Below are 19033 nucleotides of genomic sequence, written 5' to 3' on the forward strand. Positions count from 1 at the left end.
CGGTTCTGGCTGTTGATCGGAGGCCGTCGTGTACATCGCAACCGCTAGGCAAGCTCCGGCTTCTGGTGGCACCGGCAGGATCGCGGGGAACGTTCTCGCGTTGGGCGCGGTGTCCCTGCTCACGGACGTCTCGTCCGAGATGGTCACCGCCATCCTGCCGCTGTACCTGGTGCTGGGGCTGGGGTTCTCCCCGCTGCAGTTCGGTGTGCTCGACGGCATCTACACCGGCGTGACGGCACTGGTCCGCGTTGCGGGCGGTCACGCCGCGGACCGCTGGCAACGGCGCAAGTTCGTGGCCGGACTCGGGTACGGGATCTCGGCGCTGGGCAAGCTCGGCCTGCTCGCCGCCGGGACCTCGGCCACCGCGATGGGGCTCGTGCTGGCCGGTGACCGGACCGGCAAGGGCCTGCGCACCGCGCCGAGGGACGCGCTGATCACGTTGAGCAGCGAACCCTCGGCGCTCGGCCGGGCCTTCGGTGTCCACCGCGCGATGGACACCGTGGGCGCGTTCCTCGGCCCGTTGCTCGCGTTCTGTCTCCTGTGGACGTTGCCTGCTCGCTACGACGTGGTGTTCGTCGTGAGCTTCTGCTTCGCCGCATTGGGTTTTCTGGTTCTCGTGCTGTTCGTGCGTGATCACCGGGACGTGCTGCCACGCGTCGCGGTGTCGCTGCGATCGGCATTCGGGTTGTTGCGCTCCAGGCCGTTCCGGCGGGTTTGCCTGGTCGCGTGCGGGCTCGGGTTCCTGACACTGGGCGACGGGTTCATCTACCTGTTGCTGCAGAAGAAGCTCGACGTCGAGCTCGCCTACATCGCGTTGCTGCCCCTCGGCACGGCCGGCGTGTACCTGCTCGCCGCCGTGCCGCTGGGGTCGCTGGCCGACCGCGTGGGCCGGTGGAAGATCTTCCTCTTCGGCCACCTCGCGCTGCTCGGCGCGTACGTCCTGCTCGCCGGTGTTTCCGGGATCTCGCTGCTGGTCGGCGTTCTGGTGCTGCACGGGTTGTTCTACGCGTGCACCGACGGCGTGCTGATGGCCGTCGCCGGGCCGATGATCCCCGACGAGCTGCGCACGTCCGGTCTGGCGTTGCTCCAGACCGGGCAGGTGCTCGCCCGTGCTGCTTCTTCTGTTCTCTTCGGTGCTCTTTGGACGTGGTTCGCTTGGTGAGGATCCTGATCGTCATCGCCGCCGTGCTCGCGCTGGGCGCGGGCGCCACCGCCTACGCCCTGCGCGCTCCGGAGCAGGTATCCGTTGCCACCGAGGCAGGTCCGGTCGAGCTGACGTCAGGCCGGCTGATGTTCGTGGACGACGCGAGCGGCAGGGTGGCCTCGGTGCCGCTGTCGGACACCTCGCGGCCCAGGCGGGTGAGTTCGTTGTCCTGCAAGCGCTTCTACGCCGCAGGGGGACAGGGGCTGTGCCTTGCGGACGCCTCGGGACCGCTGCCGGGCTCAACGGCCGTCTTCGTCGACCGGGGCCTTCAGGAACGCCGGCGCGTGGAGGTGGCGGGCGTGCCGAACCGCGCCAAGCTGTCGGCGGACGGGCGGATGGCGTCGTGGACGACGTTCGTCACGGGTGACTCGTACGCGCAGGCGGGCACGTTCTCCACCCGCACCGCGATCTTCGACCAGCAGACCGAGGTCTACGCCAGCAACATCGAGGGCACCCACGTCGAGGGCATGAAGACGGTCAACGACATGAACTTCTGGGGTGTCACGTTCGCCTCGGACGACCGCACGTACTACGCCACTCTGAGCACGGCCGGGAAGACGTACCTGATCCAGGGTGACGCGGTCGACGAGTCGGCGAAGACGCTGCGGGAGAACGCCGAATGCCCGTCGCTCTCCCCGGACGGCAAGCGCGTGGCGTTCAAGAAGCGCGTGCCCGGCGACGGCGCACGACCGTGGCGCCAGCACGTGCTGGACCTGACCACGATGGTGGAGACACCTCTGGCCGAGACCCGCGGGATCGACGACCAGGTCGTGTGGCTCGACGACGACACCATCGCCTACGGCCTGCCGGGTGAGGGCATCTGGGCCGTGCAAGCGAACGGGGAGGGCGCGCCGCGGCAACTGGTGCCGCACGCGTCCTCCCCGTCGGTTGTTCTCGGTTAGCTAGCGGTTCGCGCGGTTGATCGCCGACACGATCGCGCGGAACGACGCCGCGACCGTGGAGGAGTCGATGCCCACGCCCCACAGCACGCGGTCGCCCACGGCGCATTCGACGTAGGCGGCCGCGCGGGCGTCGTCACCGGCGGACAGCGCGTGCTCGGCGTAGTCCAGGACCCGCACGTCGTAGCCCACCGAGGCGAGCGCGTCAACGAACGCGGCGATCGGGCCGTTGCCCGAGCCCGTGATCTCCTGCTCGTCGCCGTCGATCAGCAGGGTCGCGGTGATCTCCTCGCGGCCACTGCCGTCCGACGACGCCCTGTGCTTCAGCAGGTACAGCGGCACCCGGCCGTGCAGGTACTCCTCGGCGAAGGCGTCCCACATCTCCTTCGGGCCGATCTCGCCGCCCTGCGTGTCGGTGACCTCCTGGATCACCTTCGAGAACTCGATCTGCAGGCGCCGCGGCAGGTCCAGGTGGTGCTCCTGCTTCATCAGGTACGCCACACCGCCCTTGCCGGACTGCGAGTTGACCCGGATGACGGCCTCGTAGTTGCGGCCGACGTCCTTCGGGTCGATCGGCAGGTACGGGACCTCCCACAGGAAGTCGTCGACGTGCTGGCCGGCCTCCTTGGCGTCGGCCTCCAGGGCCTCGAAGCCCTTCTTGATCGCGTCCTGGTGCGAGCCGGAGAACGCGGTGAAGACCAGGTCACCGCCGTACGGGTGGCGCTCGGGCACCGGCAGCTGGTTGCAGTACTCGACGGTGCGGCGGACCTCGTCGATGTCGCTGAAGTCGATCTGCGGGTCGATGCCCTGGCTGAACATGTTCATCGCCAGCGTGACCAGGCAGACGTTGCCGGTGCGCTCACCGTTGCCGAACAGGCAGCCCTCGATGCGGTCCGCACCGGCCAGGTAGCCCAGCTCGGCGGCGGCGACACCGGTGCCGCGGTCGTTGTGCGGGTGCAGGCTCAGGATGATCGCCTCGCGGTTGGCGAGGTTGCGCGACATCCACTCGATCGAGTCGGCGTAGACGTTCGGCGTGGCCATCTCGACGGTCGCCGGCAGGTTGATGATCAGCGGCTTCTCGGGGGTCGGCTGGATGACGTCCTGGACGGCGTTGCAGACCTCCAGCGCGTACGACAGCTCGGTGCCCGTGTAGGACTCGGGGCTGTACTCGTAGCGGAAGTCGGTCTCCGGGTAGTCCTTCTCCTGCTCCTTGGCGAACTTCGCGGCGTCCACGGCGATCTTCTTGATGCCGTCCCTGTCGCTGCGGAACACCACGCGGCGCTGCAGGATCGACGTCGAGTTGTAGAAGTGGACGATCGCCTTGTTCGCGCCCCTGAGGGACTCGAACGTGCGGGCGATCAGTTCCTCGCGGCACTGGGTCAGCACCTGGATCGTGACGTCGTCCGGAACGGCGCCGTCCTCGATGATCTCGCGCACGAAGTCGAAGTCGGTCTGGCTCGCGGCCGGGAAGCCGACCTCGATCTCCTTGAAGCCCATCCGGACCAGCAGGTCGAACATCTTGCGCTTGCGCGCCGGCGACATCGGGTCGATCAGGGCCTGGTTGCCGTCGCGCAGGTCCACCGCGCACCAGAGGGGGGCCTTCGTGATCTTCTTCGTCGGCCAGGTGCGGTCCGGTACGTCGATGACCTCTACCAGCTCGTGGAACGGGCGGTAGCGGTGGAACGGCATGCTGCTGCCCAGTTGGCGGTTCCAGGACTGCTGGTTTTCCGGAGCCGGGCGGGAGGGCTTGCGGATCCGGCTGGTGCCCGAGGTGTAGGCGTCTGCCGAGTCGGGGCTCGTGGTGGTGAAGGCCTCGTTCGAGGTCATGGTCCTTGTGCTCCTGCGGGTCGTTTGCTGGAACGACCGGCGGCAACGCTCAGTCCCGCGACGGGGGGCCGGTCTGATCAGACCCCGTCACGGCAGCGAAGCAGGAGGGAACGCCACACGTCGGACAGAGTAGCCACAGATCTGGGGTTGATGGAACTTGGCGACCGGATCGTGGGACGTGTCGCGGCTTCTACGGGGTGGCCGCCTTGCGTGCGGGCGCGTGGGGCTAGGCGCGATATAGGTCATCTTGCAAGTTTTGGCGAGGTCAGACCTGGGAATCGTTCATGTATGTCCAGATTACGTACCTCCAGCAGCCGCGGCACGGCTTCACGCGTGATCAGCGGCATCGGTGCGCTCTTCGCCTTCATCGAAGTGCTGTACATCCTGATGATCGTGTTGGGCGCGAACCAGGGGAACGCGTTCTTCAAGTTCATCCAGTCCCTCGCCGAGCCTCTCGCCCTGTTCTTCCGAGGTCTCTTCGCGACCGGCAACTACAACCTCGACGTCTTCCTCAACTACGGTCTCGCCGCCGTGTTCTGGCTGGTCGTGACCGGTTTGCTTGCGCGTGCGGTATCGCGCTACTGAGTAGTAGATTCCGGCGGTATGCGGACGCGTGTGGTCGGTATCGCCGCCGGAGTCATCAGTTGGGTCGGCCTCGCGCTGGCGGTCGTGCTCGTCGTTCACGTCGTGCTCACCGTCGGCGGGGCCAACCCCGGAAACCCCATCACCAGCACGGTCAAGTCTGTGGCCGAGCCGGTGGCTTTGGCGTTCAAGGACCTCTTCGGGCCCGAGGACGCCAAGTTGCGCGTGATCGTCAACTTCGGGTTGGCCGCGTTGTTCTGGCTCGGCGTTCGAGCGATCGTCCTTAAGCTCGTTAGGCGGCTGAACTAGGTTCCTGTTCATGGCGCGCGACGACTTCTGCAGCAGCTGTGGCACTCAGTACTCCGACACGTCCGCGTACCCGCGCAGGTGCGTCGGTTGCGGGCACATGGTGTGGGCCAACCCCTCGCCGGTCGTGGTGTTGCTCGTGCCGGTGAAGGACGGGCCCCGGACCGGGTTGTTGACCGTGCGCCGGGCGATTCCGCCTGTTGGCGAGCTGGCCTTTGTCAGCGGGTTCATGGACCGTGGTGAGTCCTGGCAGCAGAGTGCCGTGCGGGAGCTCGAGGAAGAAGCGAACGTGCGCATCGCGCCGGAGGACCTGCGGCCGTTGCACTTCGTGTCCACGCCGGACGGTGGGACGGTGCTGATGTTCGCCACCGCGCCCGCGATCAACGCCGAGGACATGCCGCCGTTCGTGCCCAACGACGAGGCTTCTGAGCGCAAGGTCATCTTCGACTGCGTGCCGTTGGCGTTCCCGCTGCACAACGACGTTGCGACGAAGTACTTCTCAACTGAACTGTGACTGGCCCCAGGTGCCGGTGAAGACGGTCTCGGAGAGCGGCAGGCGCTTGCGTTCGCGCTGCTCACGGGCCTGAAGGTCCTCGGGGAGGTCCGCCACGTCGCCCTGCCTGCCCAGCGCCATGGCCACCAGTGGGCGGACGTCGGCGGGCATCGCGAACGTGCTGTGGGCCGCTTCCTTGTCGAAGCCGCCCATCATGTGTGCGATCAGGCCCAGGTCGACGGCTTGCAGGGCCATGTTCTCCATCGCGAGGCCCAGGCCGAACTCGACGTTCGGGATGTCGCCCCGGTCGTCGGTGGTGAGCACGCAGCCGATCAGCAGGACCGAGGCGCGGAAGGCCCATGTCTTGTTGCCGCGGGTCAGGGTTTCGAAGATCGCGTCGAACGTCCCGGTGCCCCGGTGACCCGCGATGAAGCGGGCCGGTTGGCTGTTGCCGTGGGACGGGGCCCAGCGGCCCGCCTCCAGGACGGTGCGGAGTTCGTCGTCCGACACCGTCGCGTCAGCGGAGAAGGCGCGAGGGCTCCAGCGCTTCGAGATCAGCTCGTTCATCAGATCGCATACTGCCAAACGGCCAGCGAGTAGGCGCCGAACCACGCGCTGAACAGCGTCACCATGCCCAGGATCATGAGGACGGTGGACGGGCGGCGGCGTGCGAGGACCAGGGCCAGGGGGAGCAGCAGCGTGAAGGCCGGGAGCAGCAGGCGGGCCTTCGAGTTCATCAAGCCGTTCGAGCCCAGGTCCATGACGAGGACGCCGAGGCCGTAGACGACCAGCGGCCACTCCAGGCGGCGCTGGAAGGCGTAGAAGACCAGGACGACCGCGAGGGCCAGGAGCCAGACGGTGCCGGTCTCCAGCACCGAGCGCGGGTTGCCGAGGTGCTCCCCGGCGAACTCCCAGGTGGCCGCGCCGCCGTCGAACTTCGAGCCCCAGCCCCGTTGCTGCACGCCGAACCAGCCCATGAGGTCGCCGGTGCGGACGGCCACCCAGCCCAGGTAGCCGAGCAGGCCGAGCGGGGCGAGGGCGCCGCCCACCCAGGCCCGCCAGTCCTTGCTGTCGGCCAGCACGGCGACCAGCGCGGCCAGGCCGACCGCCACGATCAGGGCGGCCGCGGTCGGGCGGACCAGGCCTGCCGCCGCGCAGCAGACGCCGGCGAGGATCCAGCGCTTCTTCACCACGCCGACCAGCGCCCAGACGGCGAACGCGCAGAACGTGGCCTCGGAGTAGGTCATCGAGAGCACGACGGCCATCGGGGACGCGGCGAACAGCGTCACGAAGATCAGGCCCGCGCGGTTCGAGCCGTCGCGGACGACCCGGCCGAGGACGAACAGGCCGTACGCGCAGAAGATGCCGCTGATCAGGCTGACAGCGAAGGCCGCGCCGACCACGTCCACGCCCGGCAGGCCGTCGACCCAGCGGATCAGGGCGGGATAGCCGGGGAAGAAGGCCAGCGGGGTCTCGGCCGTGCGGCGGCCGAACGCGTCGTACGGGGGTGACGGGACGCCGTTGTAGCCGCCCGACGCGATGCCGAGGAACCAGTCGCCGTCCCACGACCTCAGGTTGTCGACCGAGGTGTCGGCCTTGCCGGTCAGCTTGTTCTGGTACTCCACGACGAGCTGCAGGACGAGGAGACCGACCTGCCGGACGATCAGGTAGACGAGCGCGGGAGCGGTCCAGAGCGCGGCCGGGTGTCTGAGCGCTTCGGCCATCCGCGAGCGCGCACTGCTCTCATGCACGGCTGCTGGGGCCTCCACGACATCGGCGCTCGACGACACCCGGACAGAGTAGTCACGCGCATCACGGCTCCAGAGTCTCACCAGGTGGTCCGGGTAGGCTGCCTTCGACGTGGGGTTTTAGTCGCGCGAAGGAGGTCAGGTCGGTGGCGCTCGTCGTCCAGAAGTACGGCGGTTCATCGGTGGGAAGCGCCGAGCGGATCAAACGCGTGGCCGAGCGCATCGTCGCGACCAAAAAGGCGGGGAACGACGTCGTCGTCGTGGTGTCCGCCATGGGTGACACGACCGATGAGCTGCTCGATCTCGCGCGCCAGGTCTCGCCGGTGCCGCCCGCCCGTGAACTCGACATGCTCCTCACCTCCGGTGAGCGGATCTCCATGTCGCTGCTCGCGATGGCGATCAACTCGCTCGGCGCCGAAGCGCGCTCCTACACGGGCTCGCAGGCCGGCGTGATCACGACCTCGGCGCACGGCAAGGCCCGGATCATCGACGTGACGCCGAGCCGGATCCAGGACGCGATGTCCGAGGGAGCCATCGTGATCGTCGCGGGCTTCCAGGGCGTCTCCCAGGACTCGAAGGAGATCACCACGCTCGGCCGTGGCGGCAGCGACACCACCGCGGTGGCGCTCGCGGCCGCGACCAAAGCCGACGTGTGCGAGATCTACACCGACGTGGACGGCGTCTACACCGCCGACCCGCGCATCGTGCCGAACGCGAAGAAGCTCGACACGATCACGTATGAGGAAATGCTCGAGATGGCCGCGTGTGGCGCCAAGGTGCTGATGCTCCGCTGCGTGGAGTACGCCCGCCGCTACAACGTGCCCGTGCATGTCCGTTCGTCGTTCAGCAACAAGACCGGAACCATCGTGTCCGGTTCAGTGGAGGACCTTCACGTGGAACAGGCGATGATCACCGGCGTCGCGCACGACCGGTCCGAAGCCAAAATCACCGTTACCGCCGTCCCCGACCACCCCGGCATCGCGGCCAAGATCTTCCGCGTCGTCGCGCAGGCGGAGCTCGACATCGACATGGTCGTGCAGAACGTGTCGCAGGCGGCGTCCGGCCGCACGGACATCACGTTCACGCTGGCCAAGGTCGACGGCCCGCGCGCGGTGGCGGCCCTGGAGAAGTCCCGCGGCGAGATCGGCTTCGACCAGGTGCTCTACGACGAGCACGTCGGCAAGGTGTCGCTGATCGGCGCGGGCATGCGCTCGCACCCCGGTGTCACGGCGACGTTCTGCGAGGCGCTGGCCACGGCCGGCGTCAACATCGACATCATCTCCACCTCGGAGATCCGCATCTCGGTCATCTGCCGCGACACCCAGCTCGACGACGCCGTCCGTGCCCTGCACGACGCGTTCGACCTGGGTACCGACGAAGAGGCCGTCGTTTACGCAGGGACTGGACGATGACCGCCCCCGTTCTCGCGCTGGTCGGCGCGACCGGTGCCGTCGGCACCGTGATGATCGACATCATCAACACCCGCTCGTCCGTGCCGTGGGGCGAGATCAGGCTGATCGCGTCGCCGCGCTCGGCGGGCAAGAAGATCAACGTGCGCGGCCAGGACGTCACGGTCGTCGCGCTCTCGGCCGAGGCGTTCGACGGCGTCGACATCGCGATGTTCGACGTGCCGGACGAGGTCAGCGCCGAGTGGGCGCCGATCGCCGTCGAGCGCGGTGCCGTCGCGATCGACAACTCCGGTGCGTTCCGCATGGACGCCGACGTGCCGCTGGTCGTGCCCGAGGTGAACGCGGACAAGATCAACGAGCGTCCGCGCGGCATCATCTCGAACCCGAACTGCACGACGCTGTCGATGATGGCGTCGCTGGGCGCGCTGCACCGCGAGTTCGAGCTCAAGGAACTCGTCGTGGCCTCCTACCAGGCCGCTTCCGGTGCCGGCCAGTCCGGCATCGACCGCCTGTACGCCGAGATCGCGGCGCTGGCGGGCAAGGAGGCGGGTGTGTCGGCGGGCGACGTGGCCGAGGCGCTGGCCGCGGCCGGTCTGTCCGCCGAGGACTCGCCGTTCCCGGCTCCGCTGGTGCTGAACGTGGTGCCGTGGGCCGGATCGCTCAAGGACGGCGGCTGGTCGTCCGAGGAGCTGAAGGTCCGCAACGAGGCCCGCAAGATCCTTGGCATCCCGGACCTGAAGGTCTCCGCGACGTGCGTCCGCGTCCCGGTCGTCACGACCCACTCGCTGTCGGTCCACGCGACGTTCGCCCGCGAGATCACGGTCGAGGCCGCGCACAAGATCTTCGAGTCGCAGCCGACGATCGTGCTCGTCGACGACCCGGCGGCGCAGAAGTTCCCGACGCCCGCGGACACCGTGGGCGAGGACCCGACGTACGTCGGCCGCGTGCGCCAGGCGCTGGACTTCCCGAACACGCTGGACTTCTTCGTGTGCGGCGACAACCTGCGCAAGGGTGCCGCGCTGAACACCTACGAGGTCGCGGAAGAGCTCGCGAAGCGCCTCTGATCGTCACTTCCGTCGCCGTCAGGCCCGGTAGGGTCTGACGGCGATGGGGGAGATCGAGTGGATCAGGCCGCCCCGCCTCAGCGAGGTCGTGGCGGCCTATCAGGGTTTCGCTTTCGGCGCGGGTGTCCGAACAGGACTGGTCGGCCAGTTGGCCGCGTGTTCGGCGGAGGACCCGGCCGCCGCACTGGCGCAGTGGGCGTCGGAGCCCGGCGTTCAGCCCGACCTGGTGTCCTGGCAGAGCGCCCGTGACCTGGTCAAGAACAGGTATCGCGGCAAGATCAGGTCGCAGGGGTCCGGCGCGTTGATCTGGGCGCTGCCCGCCGCCGTGCGACGGCTCGACGCCGATCGGATCCGTGAGCTCGTCGCGCTCACCCACGGCCCGGACTCCGCGGCCGCCGAGGTCGTGATCATGCTGGCCTCGCACCTCTTCACGCCGTCGAAGCTCGAGCCACCGGACGCTGACGTCTTCACCGCCGCGGGTGCGCTGGCGCAGGCCGTGCGCGGTGAGGGTCGTGGTGTCGCGCGGGCCATCGCGGGTGCGCTGGAGGGCGGGCCGGAGCACGACGTCCGGCTCGTGGCCGAAGAGCTGTACCGGAGGTCGTGGTGAGGGCGTTGGCTCCCGTGGAGCAACTCCTGCACGAGCACGAAGACGACGTGAACGGCTTCGGGCACCACGCCGCGCATGCTGAGCTGCTCATCCCCGGCGAGGTCCAAATGACCGAGGCCGACGTCCTCCTCCTCTACACCGAGGAGTCGCGGCTGCCGGCGGGCGTCGAGCAGTGGATCCGCGTCCCGCTGCACACCGTGCTGAGCAGGCTCGCCTCCACTAAGCCGCGGCTGCACGTCAACCCCGGCCTGCCGTACGAGGCCGAGTTCGACTTCGTGGAACTGGCCGAAGCCGCCGCGGAGCACATGCGGAGCTGCGGGTGCGGCGAGCGGCCGTCCGCCACGCGCGAGGCCGGCCGGTGGGTCGACTCCGAGGGCCGCCGGTTCTTCGTGGTGCCCCACAAGGACAGCTCGCGGCTGCGGGGGTGCCTGATCGGAGGCGCGATCGGCGACGCGCTCGGGGCGAACACCGAGAACCTGCCGATGGAGGTCGTCTACGAACGCCACGGGCCGGACGGCATCACCGACCTGCCCGAGAAGCCGGACATCACCGACGACACCCAGATGACGCTGTTCACGTTCGAGGCGATCATCCGGGCGCACGTCCGGGAACGGATCAGCGGCGAGCGCGACATCACCGGCATCACGCAGAACGCGTACCAGCGCTGGCTGCACACCCAGAAAACGCCGTGGGACAAGGCACGCGGCATCCACTCCACTCTGGACGAACCGGACGGCTGGCTGGTCACCCACCGCGACCTCTTCCGGATGCGGGCACCCGGCCTCACGTGCACGAGCGCGTTGCAGGAGTACGCCCGCACCGGCGAGCAGGCGACGATCACCAAGCCCGTCAACAACTCCAAGGGCTGCGGCGGCGCCATGCGGGTCGCGCCGGTCGCCCTCGCCGACGACGATCCGGCCGAGGTGTTCGCGCTGGCGGCGGCCAACGCGGCACTGACGCACGGCCACCCGAGCGGCTACCTCTCGGCGGGCGTGTTCGCCGTGCTGGTGCACCAACTGTTGCGCGGCAAGGACGTGCCCGACGCGCTGGACGTCGCCGTCGACTCCCTGGTCCGGCGCGAGGGCCACGAGGAGGTCGTCGCGGGCATCGAGCACGCCCTCGAACTCGCGGCGCTCGGCGACCCGAGCGTCGCGCGGGTCGAGGAACTGGGCCGCGGCGGCGTCGGCGACACGGCGCTCGCCATCGCGCTGTACTCGGTGCTGGCCACCGACGACCCGAACGAGGCGCTGCTGGTCTCGGTCAACCACGGCGGCGACAACGACTCGACGGCGTCCATGGCCGGCAACCTCGCCGGTGCCCTGCACGGCGTCGAGAAGATCCGCCCGGACTGGGTCGAGCGCGTGCAGTTCCGGCCCGTCATCGACCGCATGGTGGCGGACTGGGAACTGGAGAAGAGCGAGGCCGCGCCGGTGGATCAGGAGTGGTTTGCCCGGTATCCGCCGTCTTAGGGCCTGTTTCACAGGTCCGTGTTCGCGATAGTCGGGCCTGAGGCGGCCCCTGGCGGCACGGCCGAACGGACCACATACAACACCGGTATGCGGCCCGTTCGGCCGCACCGCCAGGAACCACCTCAGGCTCGACTCTCATCGAACGAGACCTGTGAAACAGACCCTAAGGTGTGATCCATGGCGGAGAGCGATGATCAGTACGACGCGTTGGGCGCGATCTACGAACGCGCCAAGCACATCCCGACCGGACTGGCCGAGCGCGCGACGCTGCTGTCCGCGGTCGGTGACCTGCTGGGCCGCTCGGTGCTGGACGTGGCCTGCGGTACCGGGTTCTACGCCCGGCTCTTCCACGACCTCGGCGCGACGAGGGTCGTGGGCGTCGACTCGGCCGGTGAGATGATCGGCTACGCCCGCCACGTGGAGGAACGCGAACCGCGCGGCATCACCTACGAGCAGCACGACGCGACGGACCTGCCGGTGCTCGGCGAGTTCGACGTCGTGACGGCCGTGTGGCTGCTGGGCTACGCGGACGACGAGTCCGCGCTCGACACCATGATCGCGAACCTGACCGCGAACCTCGCCCCCGGCGGCCGGCTCGTCGTGCTGGTGCCGAACCCGGACGCCGACTGGGACCTGCTCGGGCAGTACGGGCGCTACGGCTACGAGATCACCCGCACCGGCCCGATGAACGTGAAACAGCCGGTCAACGTGCACGTGCTGGGTGATCCGCCGTTCGACTTCGACTCGTTCTACTGGGAACGCGGTGTGTTCGACGCAGCGCTGACCCGAGCGGGTCTCGAAGTCACGCGGCAGCCCGCCGTGACGCCGGACGACGAACGCGGCGAGGAGTTCTGGGGACCGCTGCGGAAGTCCCCGAGCTTCGCCGTCTTCTCCGCCGTGCGAGGCGAGCGGTGATCGTTCTCGCCGTGGACCTCGGCACCACCGCGACCAAGGTCGTCGCGGTCGACGCGCAGGCTCGTGTCGTCGCCTCGACCGAACGCGGCTATCCCATGCGCACCAGCGGTCTCGAAGCCACGCACGACCCGCGGCAGGTGCTCGACGCCGCGCTCGACGCTCTCCGCGAACTGGCGAGCGAGGACGTGCGGGCCATCGCGCTGACCGGTGCGATGCACTCGATCATGGGCCTGGACGCGGACCTGAGCCCGGTCACGGACGCCCTGAGCTGGGCCGACAACCGTGCGATCGAGCAGACCGAACGGCTGCGGGGCACCGAGGAAGGCCGTGCGCTGCACCAGGCGACCGGCACACCGATCCACTCGTTCACGCCGCTGATGAAGCTCGCCTGGTTCCACGAGAACGGTGTCCGCGCCGCGAAGTGGTGCGAGATCAAGGACTTCGTGCACCTGCACCTGACCGGCGCACTGATCAACGAGCACTCGTCCGGCTCCGGCACGGGCCTGATGAACGTCCACACCCTGCAGTGGCACGAGCCGTCGCTGGAGTTCGCCGGCGTCACCGCTGACCAGCTCCCGCCGCTGGTCGAGCCCACCCACTCGACGCCGCTGACGGCCTTGATCCCCGGGCTACGACCCGGCATCCCGGTGATCGTCGGCGGTGGCGACGGGCCGCTGGGCAACCTCGGCGTCGGCGCGGCCAGTCCCGGTGCGGGCGCGGTCTCGCTCGGCACGTCGGGCGCACTCCGCGTGGCGCAGCTGGGGCCAGGGGTCGACGACGAAGGACGCACGTTCAGCTACGCCATCGGCGAGGGCCTCTGGGTGCGTGGCGGCGCGATCAGCAACGGCGGTGTGGTCGCCCAGTGGGCCGCGGAGACGTTCGGCATCCCGGTCGGCGACCTGCTCGCCCAGGCCGCTGTCGCCGACTCCGACGGGCTCGTGGCGCTGCCGTACCTGCTGGGCGAACGGGCACCGTGGTGGGACTCCACCGCGCACGCGGCGTTGCTCGGCCTCCGGCGCGAACACACCCCTCAGCAGATCACCAAAGCTCTGGTCGAGGGTGTGTGCCAGCAGCTGGCGCTCGTGCTGGACGCGGTGCCGCACGTCGAGTCGTTGCGGATCACCGGCGGTGCGTTCCGCGCTCCGATCTGGTCCCAGACCCTGGCGAACACGCTCGGCATGCCGTTGCACCTCGCCGAGGACAGCGGCGGTTCGGCCGTGGGTGCGGCGCTGCTGGCGTGGCGGGCGCTGGGCGAGATCGAGTCGCTGACCGTCGACCTCGTGCGGCCGACGCTGACGATCACGCCGGACGAGAAGCTGGTCGAGAGGTACGCGAACGCACGGCCGTTCGTCGTGAAGGCCTACCGCGCACTGGAAGATCTGTACGGCGAATCACATCGTTAGCAAAGAAAACCTTTTGCCATCCACGTGAGGATGGCGGTGTGGACCTCGCCCCCTTCAAACACGTCCTGATGCTGCCCGGAGTCCGTCCCTTCGCACTGTTGATGCTCTTCGCGAGGATGCCTCCGGCAGCCACGGGCGTGATCCTGACGCTGCACGTCGCGGTCACCCTGGACCGGGGTTACGGCGCGGCGGGGCTGGTCGGGGCGGCGGGCACGATCGGCATGGGGATCGGTGCCCCGCTGATGGGCAGGCTCGTCGACGCGCGCGGCCTGAGGCCGATGCTGGCCGTGAGCATCACGGCGTCAGCGGCGTTCTGGCTCACGGCGCCGCTGATGGGCTACTGGACGTTGCTGGTGACGTCGTTCCTGGTCGGGCTGCTCGGCGTGCCGATGATGTCGATCGGACGGCTGGTCATCACCGCGCTCGTGCCGGAGAGCCGGCGCCGCGTCGCGCTGTCCCTCGACTCGATCTCGGTCGAGCTGTCGTTCATGGGCGGGCCGGCGCTCGGCGTGTTCGTCGCGACGAAGTTCTCCACGAACGCCGCGCTGTGGTTCATCGGCGGCTCGATCCTGGTCGCCGGGGTGCTCCTGTACTGGGCGAACCCGCCGATGGTGCACGAGGACGAGGTGGTCGACGGGCCGCAGCCCCGCGTGTTCGAGTGGATGCGCGGACGGATCGTCGGCGTGCTGGTCGTGTGCGCCGGGGCGACGGTGTGCCTCGCGGGCATGGAGGTGTCGGCGATCGCCTCGCTGGAGCACATCGGCAAGCAGAGCTGGCTCGGCGCGGTGTTCTTCGCGATGTGTGCGGCGTCGATCGTCGGTGGCGTGGTCTACGGCGGGGTGAAGAGGGTGCCGAGCGTGCTGGTGCTGCTCGTCCTGATGGCCGCTCTGGAGATTCCGGTGGGGCTGGGCGACGGCAACGTGCTGCTGCTGTGCCTGCTTCTCGTGCCCATGAACCTCATGTGCGCGCCGTTGATCGCAGCCTCCGGTGAACACATCAGCAGGCTTGCGCCGCCCACCGCCCGTGGCCTGGCAATCGGCCTGCAGGGGTCGGCGTTCACCGTCGGCAACGCGATCGGCGCACCGATCGCCGGCGTCGCGATCGACCGGGCGGGAGCGCCTGCGGGATTCGCGATCGTCGGCGTGATCGGACTGCTCGTCGCGGGTGTCGCCTGGGTGCTCTCGCGGCAGAACAAACCCGTTGCCAGCCAGGTGACGATGTCCTCGTGAACCTCGCCCCGTTCAAGTCGGTCCTGGCACTGCCGGGGGTTCGTCCCCTGATGCTGCTGATGCTGTTCGCCAGGATTCCCCCGACGGCGGCGGGCGTCACGGTGACGCTGCACGTCGTCACCACGCTCGACAAGGGCTACGCGGCGGCCGGCACCGTCGGCTTCGCGACCATGATCGGCCTCGGGCTCGGGTCGCCGTTGATGGGCAAGCTGGTCGACAGCAAGGGCCTGCGGTTCGTGCTGGCACTGAGCCTGCTCGAAGGCGCCTTCTGGGTGACGGCGCCGCTGATGGACTACTACGTGCTGCTCGTGCTCGCGTTCGCCAACGGGCTCGTGGCGGTGCCGGTGATGTCGATCGGACGGCAGGCGCTCACCGCGATCGTGCCCGAACCGCAGCGCAGGCCCGCGTTCTCACTCGACTCGATCTCGGTCGAGCTGTCGTTCATGGTCGGCCCCGCGGCGGGCGTGCTGATCGCGACGAAGTTCTCGACCGGGACGGCGCTGATCACGATCGGCGTGGCGATCCTGACCGCGAGCGCGGTGCTGTTCCTCGTGAACCCGTTGCTGGTGCACGAGGACGACGTGGCCGAGGGCCCGCCACCTCCGTTGCGCGAGTGGCTGCGCGGGCCGATGATCGCGGCGTTGATCATCCCGTTCGGCGCCACGATGACGTTGTCGGGCATGGAGATCGCGTCGATCGCCTCGCTCGAGCGCTCGGGCCAGCAGAGCTGGCTCGGCCTGGTCTTCGTGGTGGTGTGCGCGGCCTCGGCCCTCGGCGGGCTCTTCTACGGCAGCCTCAAACGGGTGCCGAGCGGCGTGTTCCTGCTGGCGTGCATGGCTTTGCTGGAGATACCGGTCGGGCTCGGCGACGGCAACGTGTGGTTGCTGGCGCTCGCGTTGATCCCGATGAACCTCGCCTGCGCGCCGACGATCACGGCGTCGTCCGAGCAGATCGCCAAGAACGCCCCACCCACGGCCCGCGGGCTCGCGCTGGGACTGCAGGGCTCCGCCTTCACGTTCGGCGTCGCGGCCGGCCAGCCGCTCGCGGGGATCGCCGTGGACCACAGCGGACCCCCGCTCGGCTTCGTCGTCGCAGGTGTGGCCGGCCTGCTGGTCGCCGGCGTCGGCTGGGTGCTGTCACGCCAGCGTCAGGCGGTCTCCTCCACGTCCTGAGCGGAGTTGGCCAGCGCGAAACCGGTCCGCAGCGCACCGACGGCCTCGGACACGGCCTCGCGGAAGATCCCGCCGACGCCGAGCACGTTCGCGAAGCCGTGGAACAGGCCCTCGTGCCGGCGCAGCACGACCGGCACGCCGTCGGCGGCCAGGCGTTCCGCGAAGGCCTCGCCCTCGTCGCGCAACGGGTCGTAGCCCGCGGTCGCGATGTAGGTCGGTGGCAGGTTCGACAGGTCCTCGGCCAGCAGGATCGACAGACGCGGGTCGTGCCGGTCCTTGCCGCCGGGCGTGTACTGGTCGAGGAACCAGTCCATCTTCTCGTCGGTCAGGAAGAACCCGTTGCCGAAGATCTCACGCGACCGGCGGCGCACCGACGCGTCCACGCCGGGGTAGAACAGCAGCAGGAACGCGAGGTCGATCTCGGCGCCGTGAGCCGTGACGGCGGCCAGGTTGCCGCCCGCGCTGTCACCGCCGAGAGCGATCCGCTTCGGGTCGATGCCCAGGTCCTCGGCCTTCGCGATGGCGTAGCGCAGCACCTCGGCGGCGTCGTCGGCCGCGGTGGGGAACGGGGCTTCCGGGGCGAGCCGGTAGTCGGCCGCGAGAACCCGGACGCCGGCCTCCCTCGCGAGGAAGCGGCAGAGGTTGTCGTGGCTCTCCAAACTGCCGGTCACCCAGCCGCCACCGTGGTAGAAGATCAGCAGAGCGGAGCCTTCCGCGAGGCCCTCCGGCGTGTACAGGCGTCCGGCGAACTCCCCGATCGTGAGGTCGCGTGAACCCACTCCGGTGATCTTCGGACCGGAGACGAGCTTCGAACTCAACTCCAGGTCCAGTCGGCTCTCGGATGCTGACCTCGTGCGCCACTCCGTCCCGGTCAGCTGCTGCAGCCTGAGCAGCAACTGAGCCTCCGGATGCAGGTCCTGGCCGTCCAGGCGGATCGGGGCACCGGCGATGAGGCGGCGCACAGGGCCGGGGAGACCGAACGCGAAGCGCAGAGCACCGGCCATCACGGCCGCCTGGAAGTTCGACATGTGGTGCAGGTTACTCGCGAGTAGTGCTGGATCTCCAGGTAGCTGGAGGTGGAAGGATCGCTGGCATGACGGTGACGGTGGTGGGCATCGGGGGCTCGATCAGGTCCGACTCGCAGTCCGAAAGGGCGTTGCGAGTGGCACTGGAGGGCGCTCGTGAGCTCGGTGCGCAGACGATCCAGTACAGCGGCCCCGACCTGGTGCTCCCGTTCTACGACCCGTCGGTCCCGGACCGCACGGACGTGGCTCTGCGGATGGTCGAGGACCTGCGGCGGTGCGACGGCGTGATCGTCGTGTCGCCCGGCTACCACGGCACCGTGTCCGGCCTGGTCAAGAACGCCCTCGACTACATCGAGGACCTGCGCGACGACGACCGCCCGTACCTCGACGGGCGCGCGGTAGGCACCATCACCGCCGCGTACGGCTGGCAGGCCGCGGTCAACACGCTCGCGGCGGTTCGCTCGATCGTGCACGCGCTGCGCGGCTGGCCGACGCCGCTGGGCTCCGCGATCAACTCCGCGCAGGTCAAGTTCGACGGCGACGGCGCCTGCTCGGACGCCGACGTCGACCGCAACCTGCGGATGATCGGCCGCCAGGTGGCCGAGTTCGCGCTGCGCCGTCCCATCTCGGACGTGAACTGAGTCACGACGGGGCATTTAAGTCGCGCACGATGCGTTCTCCCTCAGTGAAAGGCTTTGATCACTGACTCAAGGGAGAGCGGAATGGAAGCGCTGTACACGGCTGAGGCGACTGCTTACGGCGAAGGCCGCAACGGCGAGGTGCGCTCCTCCGACGGTGTGATCGACGAGATCCTGTCGGTCCCGAAGGAGATGGGCGGCCCCGGCGGTGACGCGACCAACCCCGAGCAGCTCTTCGCAGCCGGTTACTCGGCGTGCTTCAACTCCGCTATCGCAGCAGTCGCGCGCGCAGGGAAGATTCAGGTCGCTTCTTCTGAGGTAACCGCCAAGGTGGGGATCGGCTCCAACGGCACCGGCGGCTTCCAGCTGGCCGTCGAGCTCGCGGTGAAGATCCCCGGACTCGACCAGGCGGTCGCGGAAAAGCTCGTCGAGCAGGCCCACCAGGTCTGCCCGTACTCGAACGCGACGCGCGGCAACATCGAGGTGGCGCTCACCGTCACCGTCTGAGGAGGCGCGTTTCACCATGGCCAAGAACCCGATCACCAGCCCGCTCGCTGACGCCGACCGCGACGCAGTCGGAGCCATCCTGCAGGCGACCCTGGTCGACCTCGTCGACCTCTCCCTGATCGGGAAGCAGGCGCACTGGAACGTGATCGGCAAGAACTTCCGCAGCGTCCACCTTCAGCTCGACGAACTGGTCGTCCTGGCGCGCAACGCCGCCGACCAGGTCGCCGAACGCGCGGCAGCTCTCGGAGTCACGCCGAACGGCACGGCGAAGACCGTCGCCGCGTCGTCCGGCGTGTCCGAGATCGAGACCGGCTGGCTGAAGGAGGAGCAGGTCGTCACGTCGATCACGGCTTCACTGGCGTCGCTGATCTCCCGCATGCGCTCCCGCATCGACGAGACCGACAAGCCCGACCTCGTCACCCAGGACCTGTTGATCGGCATCACGCAGGAGCTGGAGCAGGCGCACTGGATGTGGCAGGCCCAGGCGGCCTAGCCCGTCAGTTCGACTCCAGCAGACGGATGGCCCGTTCCTCGAC

19 protein-coding genes and 1 pseudogene are annotated in these 19033 nt (G+C 68.9%); 16 read left to right on the forward strand and 4 right to left on the reverse strand.

The window, feature by feature from the left end:
- Window positions 1-28: 28 nt before the first annotated feature.
- Both AB0M48_RS22545 and AB0M48_RS22550 read left to right on the forward strand, forming a co-directional pair.
- Window positions 29-1188: pseudogene (locus AB0M48_RS22545) on the forward strand (MFS transporter); the annotation flags it as partial.
- Complete coding sequence (locus AB0M48_RS22550; RefSeq protein WP_363845968.1) at window positions 1165-2106, forward strand: hypothetical protein; 942 nt, start codon at window positions 1165-1167, stop codon at window positions 2104-2106. The pseudogene AB0M48_RS22545 and the gene AB0M48_RS22550, both read left to right, overlap by 24 nt.
- Here the strand turns inward: AB0M48_RS22550 and leuA are convergent, their stop codons facing one another.
- Window positions 2107-3930 carry a 2-isopropylmalate synthase gene (gene leuA, locus AB0M48_RS22555; protein ID WP_363845297.1) on the reverse strand — a complete coding sequence of 608 codons (1824 nt, stop codon included), beginning with the start codon at window positions 3928-3930 and terminating at the stop codon, window positions 2107-2109. It lies immediately after the preceding gene.
- Window positions 3931-4218: 288 nt separating this feature from the next.
- Here leuA and AB0M48_RS22560 point away from each other — a divergent pair, with 288 nt between their 5' ends.
- The 3 genes from AB0M48_RS22560 to AB0M48_RS22570 are packed head-to-tail and all read left to right on the forward strand — an operon-like array spanning window position 4219 to window position 5332.
- Entirely contained in the window at window positions 4219-4515 is a 297-nt protein-coding gene (locus AB0M48_RS22560; protein ID WP_363845300.1) for a hypothetical protein, read from the forward strand.
- A gap of 18 nt (window positions 4516-4533) precedes the next feature.
- Window positions 4534-4821, forward strand: a complete 288-nt coding sequence (locus AB0M48_RS22565) for a hypothetical protein (RefSeq protein WP_319985418.1) — start codon at window positions 4534-4536, stop codon at window positions 4819-4821.
- Window positions 4822-4831: 10 nt separating this feature from the next.
- Window positions 4832-5332: an NUDIX domain-containing protein gene (locus AB0M48_RS22570; protein WP_266041173.1), complete on the forward strand. Its 501-nt coding sequence runs from the start codon at window positions 4832-4834 to the stop codon at window positions 5330-5332.
- On the opposite strand, the gene AB0M48_RS22575 is transcribed toward AB0M48_RS22570, so the two are convergent.
- Entirely contained in the window at window positions 5318-5878 is a 561-nt protein-coding gene (locus AB0M48_RS22575) for a nitroreductase family protein (protein ID WP_363845305.1), read from the reverse strand. The genes AB0M48_RS22570 and AB0M48_RS22575 overlap by 15 nt on opposite strands.
- Window positions 5878-7062, reverse strand: coding sequence for a hypothetical protein (locus AB0M48_RS22580; protein ID WP_363845308.1), 1185 nt, complete (start codon window positions 7060-7062; stop codon window positions 5878-5880). The genes AB0M48_RS22575 and AB0M48_RS22580 overlap by 1 nt, the downstream gene beginning before the upstream one ends.
- A 143-nt stretch (window positions 7063-7205) precedes the next feature.
- Here AB0M48_RS22580 and AB0M48_RS22585 point away from each other — a divergent pair, with 143 nt between their 5' ends.
- The 8 genes from AB0M48_RS22585 to AB0M48_RS22620 all read left to right on the forward strand — a co-directional run bounded on the left by AB0M48_RS22585 (window position 7206) and on the right by AB0M48_RS22620 (window position 16327).
- Entirely contained in the window at window positions 7206-8471 is a 1266-nt protein-coding gene (locus tag AB0M48_RS22585) for an aspartate kinase (RefSeq protein ID WP_090069762.1), read from the forward strand.
- Complete coding sequence (locus tag AB0M48_RS22590) at window positions 8468-9532, forward strand: aspartate-semialdehyde dehydrogenase (protein WP_363845312.1); 1065 nt, start codon at window positions 8468-8470, stop codon at window positions 9530-9532. Before AB0M48_RS22585 ends, AB0M48_RS22590 begins: the two co-directional genes overlap by 4 nt.
- 43 nt (window positions 9533-9575) lie before the next feature.
- Entirely contained in the window at window positions 9576-10139 is a 564-nt protein-coding gene (locus AB0M48_RS22595; protein WP_363845315.1) for a hypothetical protein, read from the forward strand.
- Window positions 10136-11608: an ADP-ribosylglycohydrolase family protein gene (locus tag AB0M48_RS22600; protein ID WP_363845318.1), complete on the forward strand. Its 1473-nt coding sequence runs from the start codon at window positions 10136-10138 to the stop codon at window positions 11606-11608. Before AB0M48_RS22595 ends, AB0M48_RS22600 begins: the two co-directional genes overlap by 4 nt.
- Window positions 11609-11785: 177 nt before the next feature.
- Entirely contained in the window at window positions 11786-12523 is a 738-nt protein-coding gene (locus tag AB0M48_RS22605) for a class I SAM-dependent methyltransferase (protein ID WP_363845322.1), read from the forward strand.
- Window positions 12520-13926, forward strand: coding sequence for a gluconokinase (locus AB0M48_RS22610; RefSeq protein WP_363845325.1), 1407 nt, complete (start codon window positions 12520-12522; stop codon window positions 13924-13926). Before AB0M48_RS22605 ends, AB0M48_RS22610 begins: the two co-directional genes overlap by 4 nt.
- A 38-nt stretch (window positions 13927-13964) precedes the next feature.
- On the forward strand, window positions 13965-15155 hold the full coding sequence (locus AB0M48_RS22615) for an MFS transporter (protein WP_363845328.1): 1191 nt from the start codon (window positions 13965-13967) through the stop codon (window positions 15153-15155).
- Complete coding sequence (locus AB0M48_RS22620) at window positions 15152-16327, forward strand: MFS transporter (RefSeq protein ID WP_363845331.1); 1176 nt, start codon at window positions 15152-15154, stop codon at window positions 16325-16327. The genes AB0M48_RS22615 and AB0M48_RS22620 overlap by 4 nt, the downstream gene beginning before the upstream one ends.
- On the opposite strand, the gene AB0M48_RS22625 is transcribed toward AB0M48_RS22620, so the two are convergent.
- The gene (locus tag AB0M48_RS22625) at window positions 16303-17355 is read right to left on the reverse strand and encodes an alpha/beta hydrolase (protein WP_363845334.1); all 1053 of its coding nucleotides are present in this window, start codon (window positions 17353-17355) and stop codon (window positions 16303-16305) included. The two genes, AB0M48_RS22620 and AB0M48_RS22625, sit on opposite strands and share 25 nt — an antisense overlap.
- 65 nt (window positions 17356-17420) lie before the next feature.
- On the opposite strand from AB0M48_RS22625, the gene AB0M48_RS22630 reads away from it, so the two are divergent.
- From AB0M48_RS22630 to AB0M48_RS22640, 3 genes are all read left to right on the forward strand, one after another.
- Complete coding sequence (locus AB0M48_RS22630) at window positions 17421-17993, forward strand: NADPH-dependent FMN reductase (protein ID WP_319985405.1); 573 nt, start codon at window positions 17421-17423, stop codon at window positions 17991-17993.
- A gap of 81 nt (window positions 17994-18074) precedes the next feature.
- Window positions 18075-18497, forward strand: a complete 423-nt coding sequence (locus AB0M48_RS22635; RefSeq protein WP_319985404.1) for an organic hydroperoxide resistance protein — start codon at window positions 18075-18077, stop codon at window positions 18495-18497.
- A 16-nt stretch (window positions 18498-18513) separates the two neighbouring features.
- Complete coding sequence (locus tag AB0M48_RS22640; protein ID WP_363845339.1) at window positions 18514-18990, forward strand: DNA starvation/stationary phase protection protein; 477 nt, start codon at window positions 18514-18516, stop codon at window positions 18988-18990.
- Window positions 18991-19033 lie beyond the last annotated feature (43 nt).

Source organism: Lentzea sp. NPDC051208, assembly GCF_040682435.1.
Classification (GTDB): domain Bacteria; phylum Actinomycetota; class Actinomycetes; order Mycobacteriales; family Pseudonocardiaceae; genus Lentzea; species Lentzea kristufekii.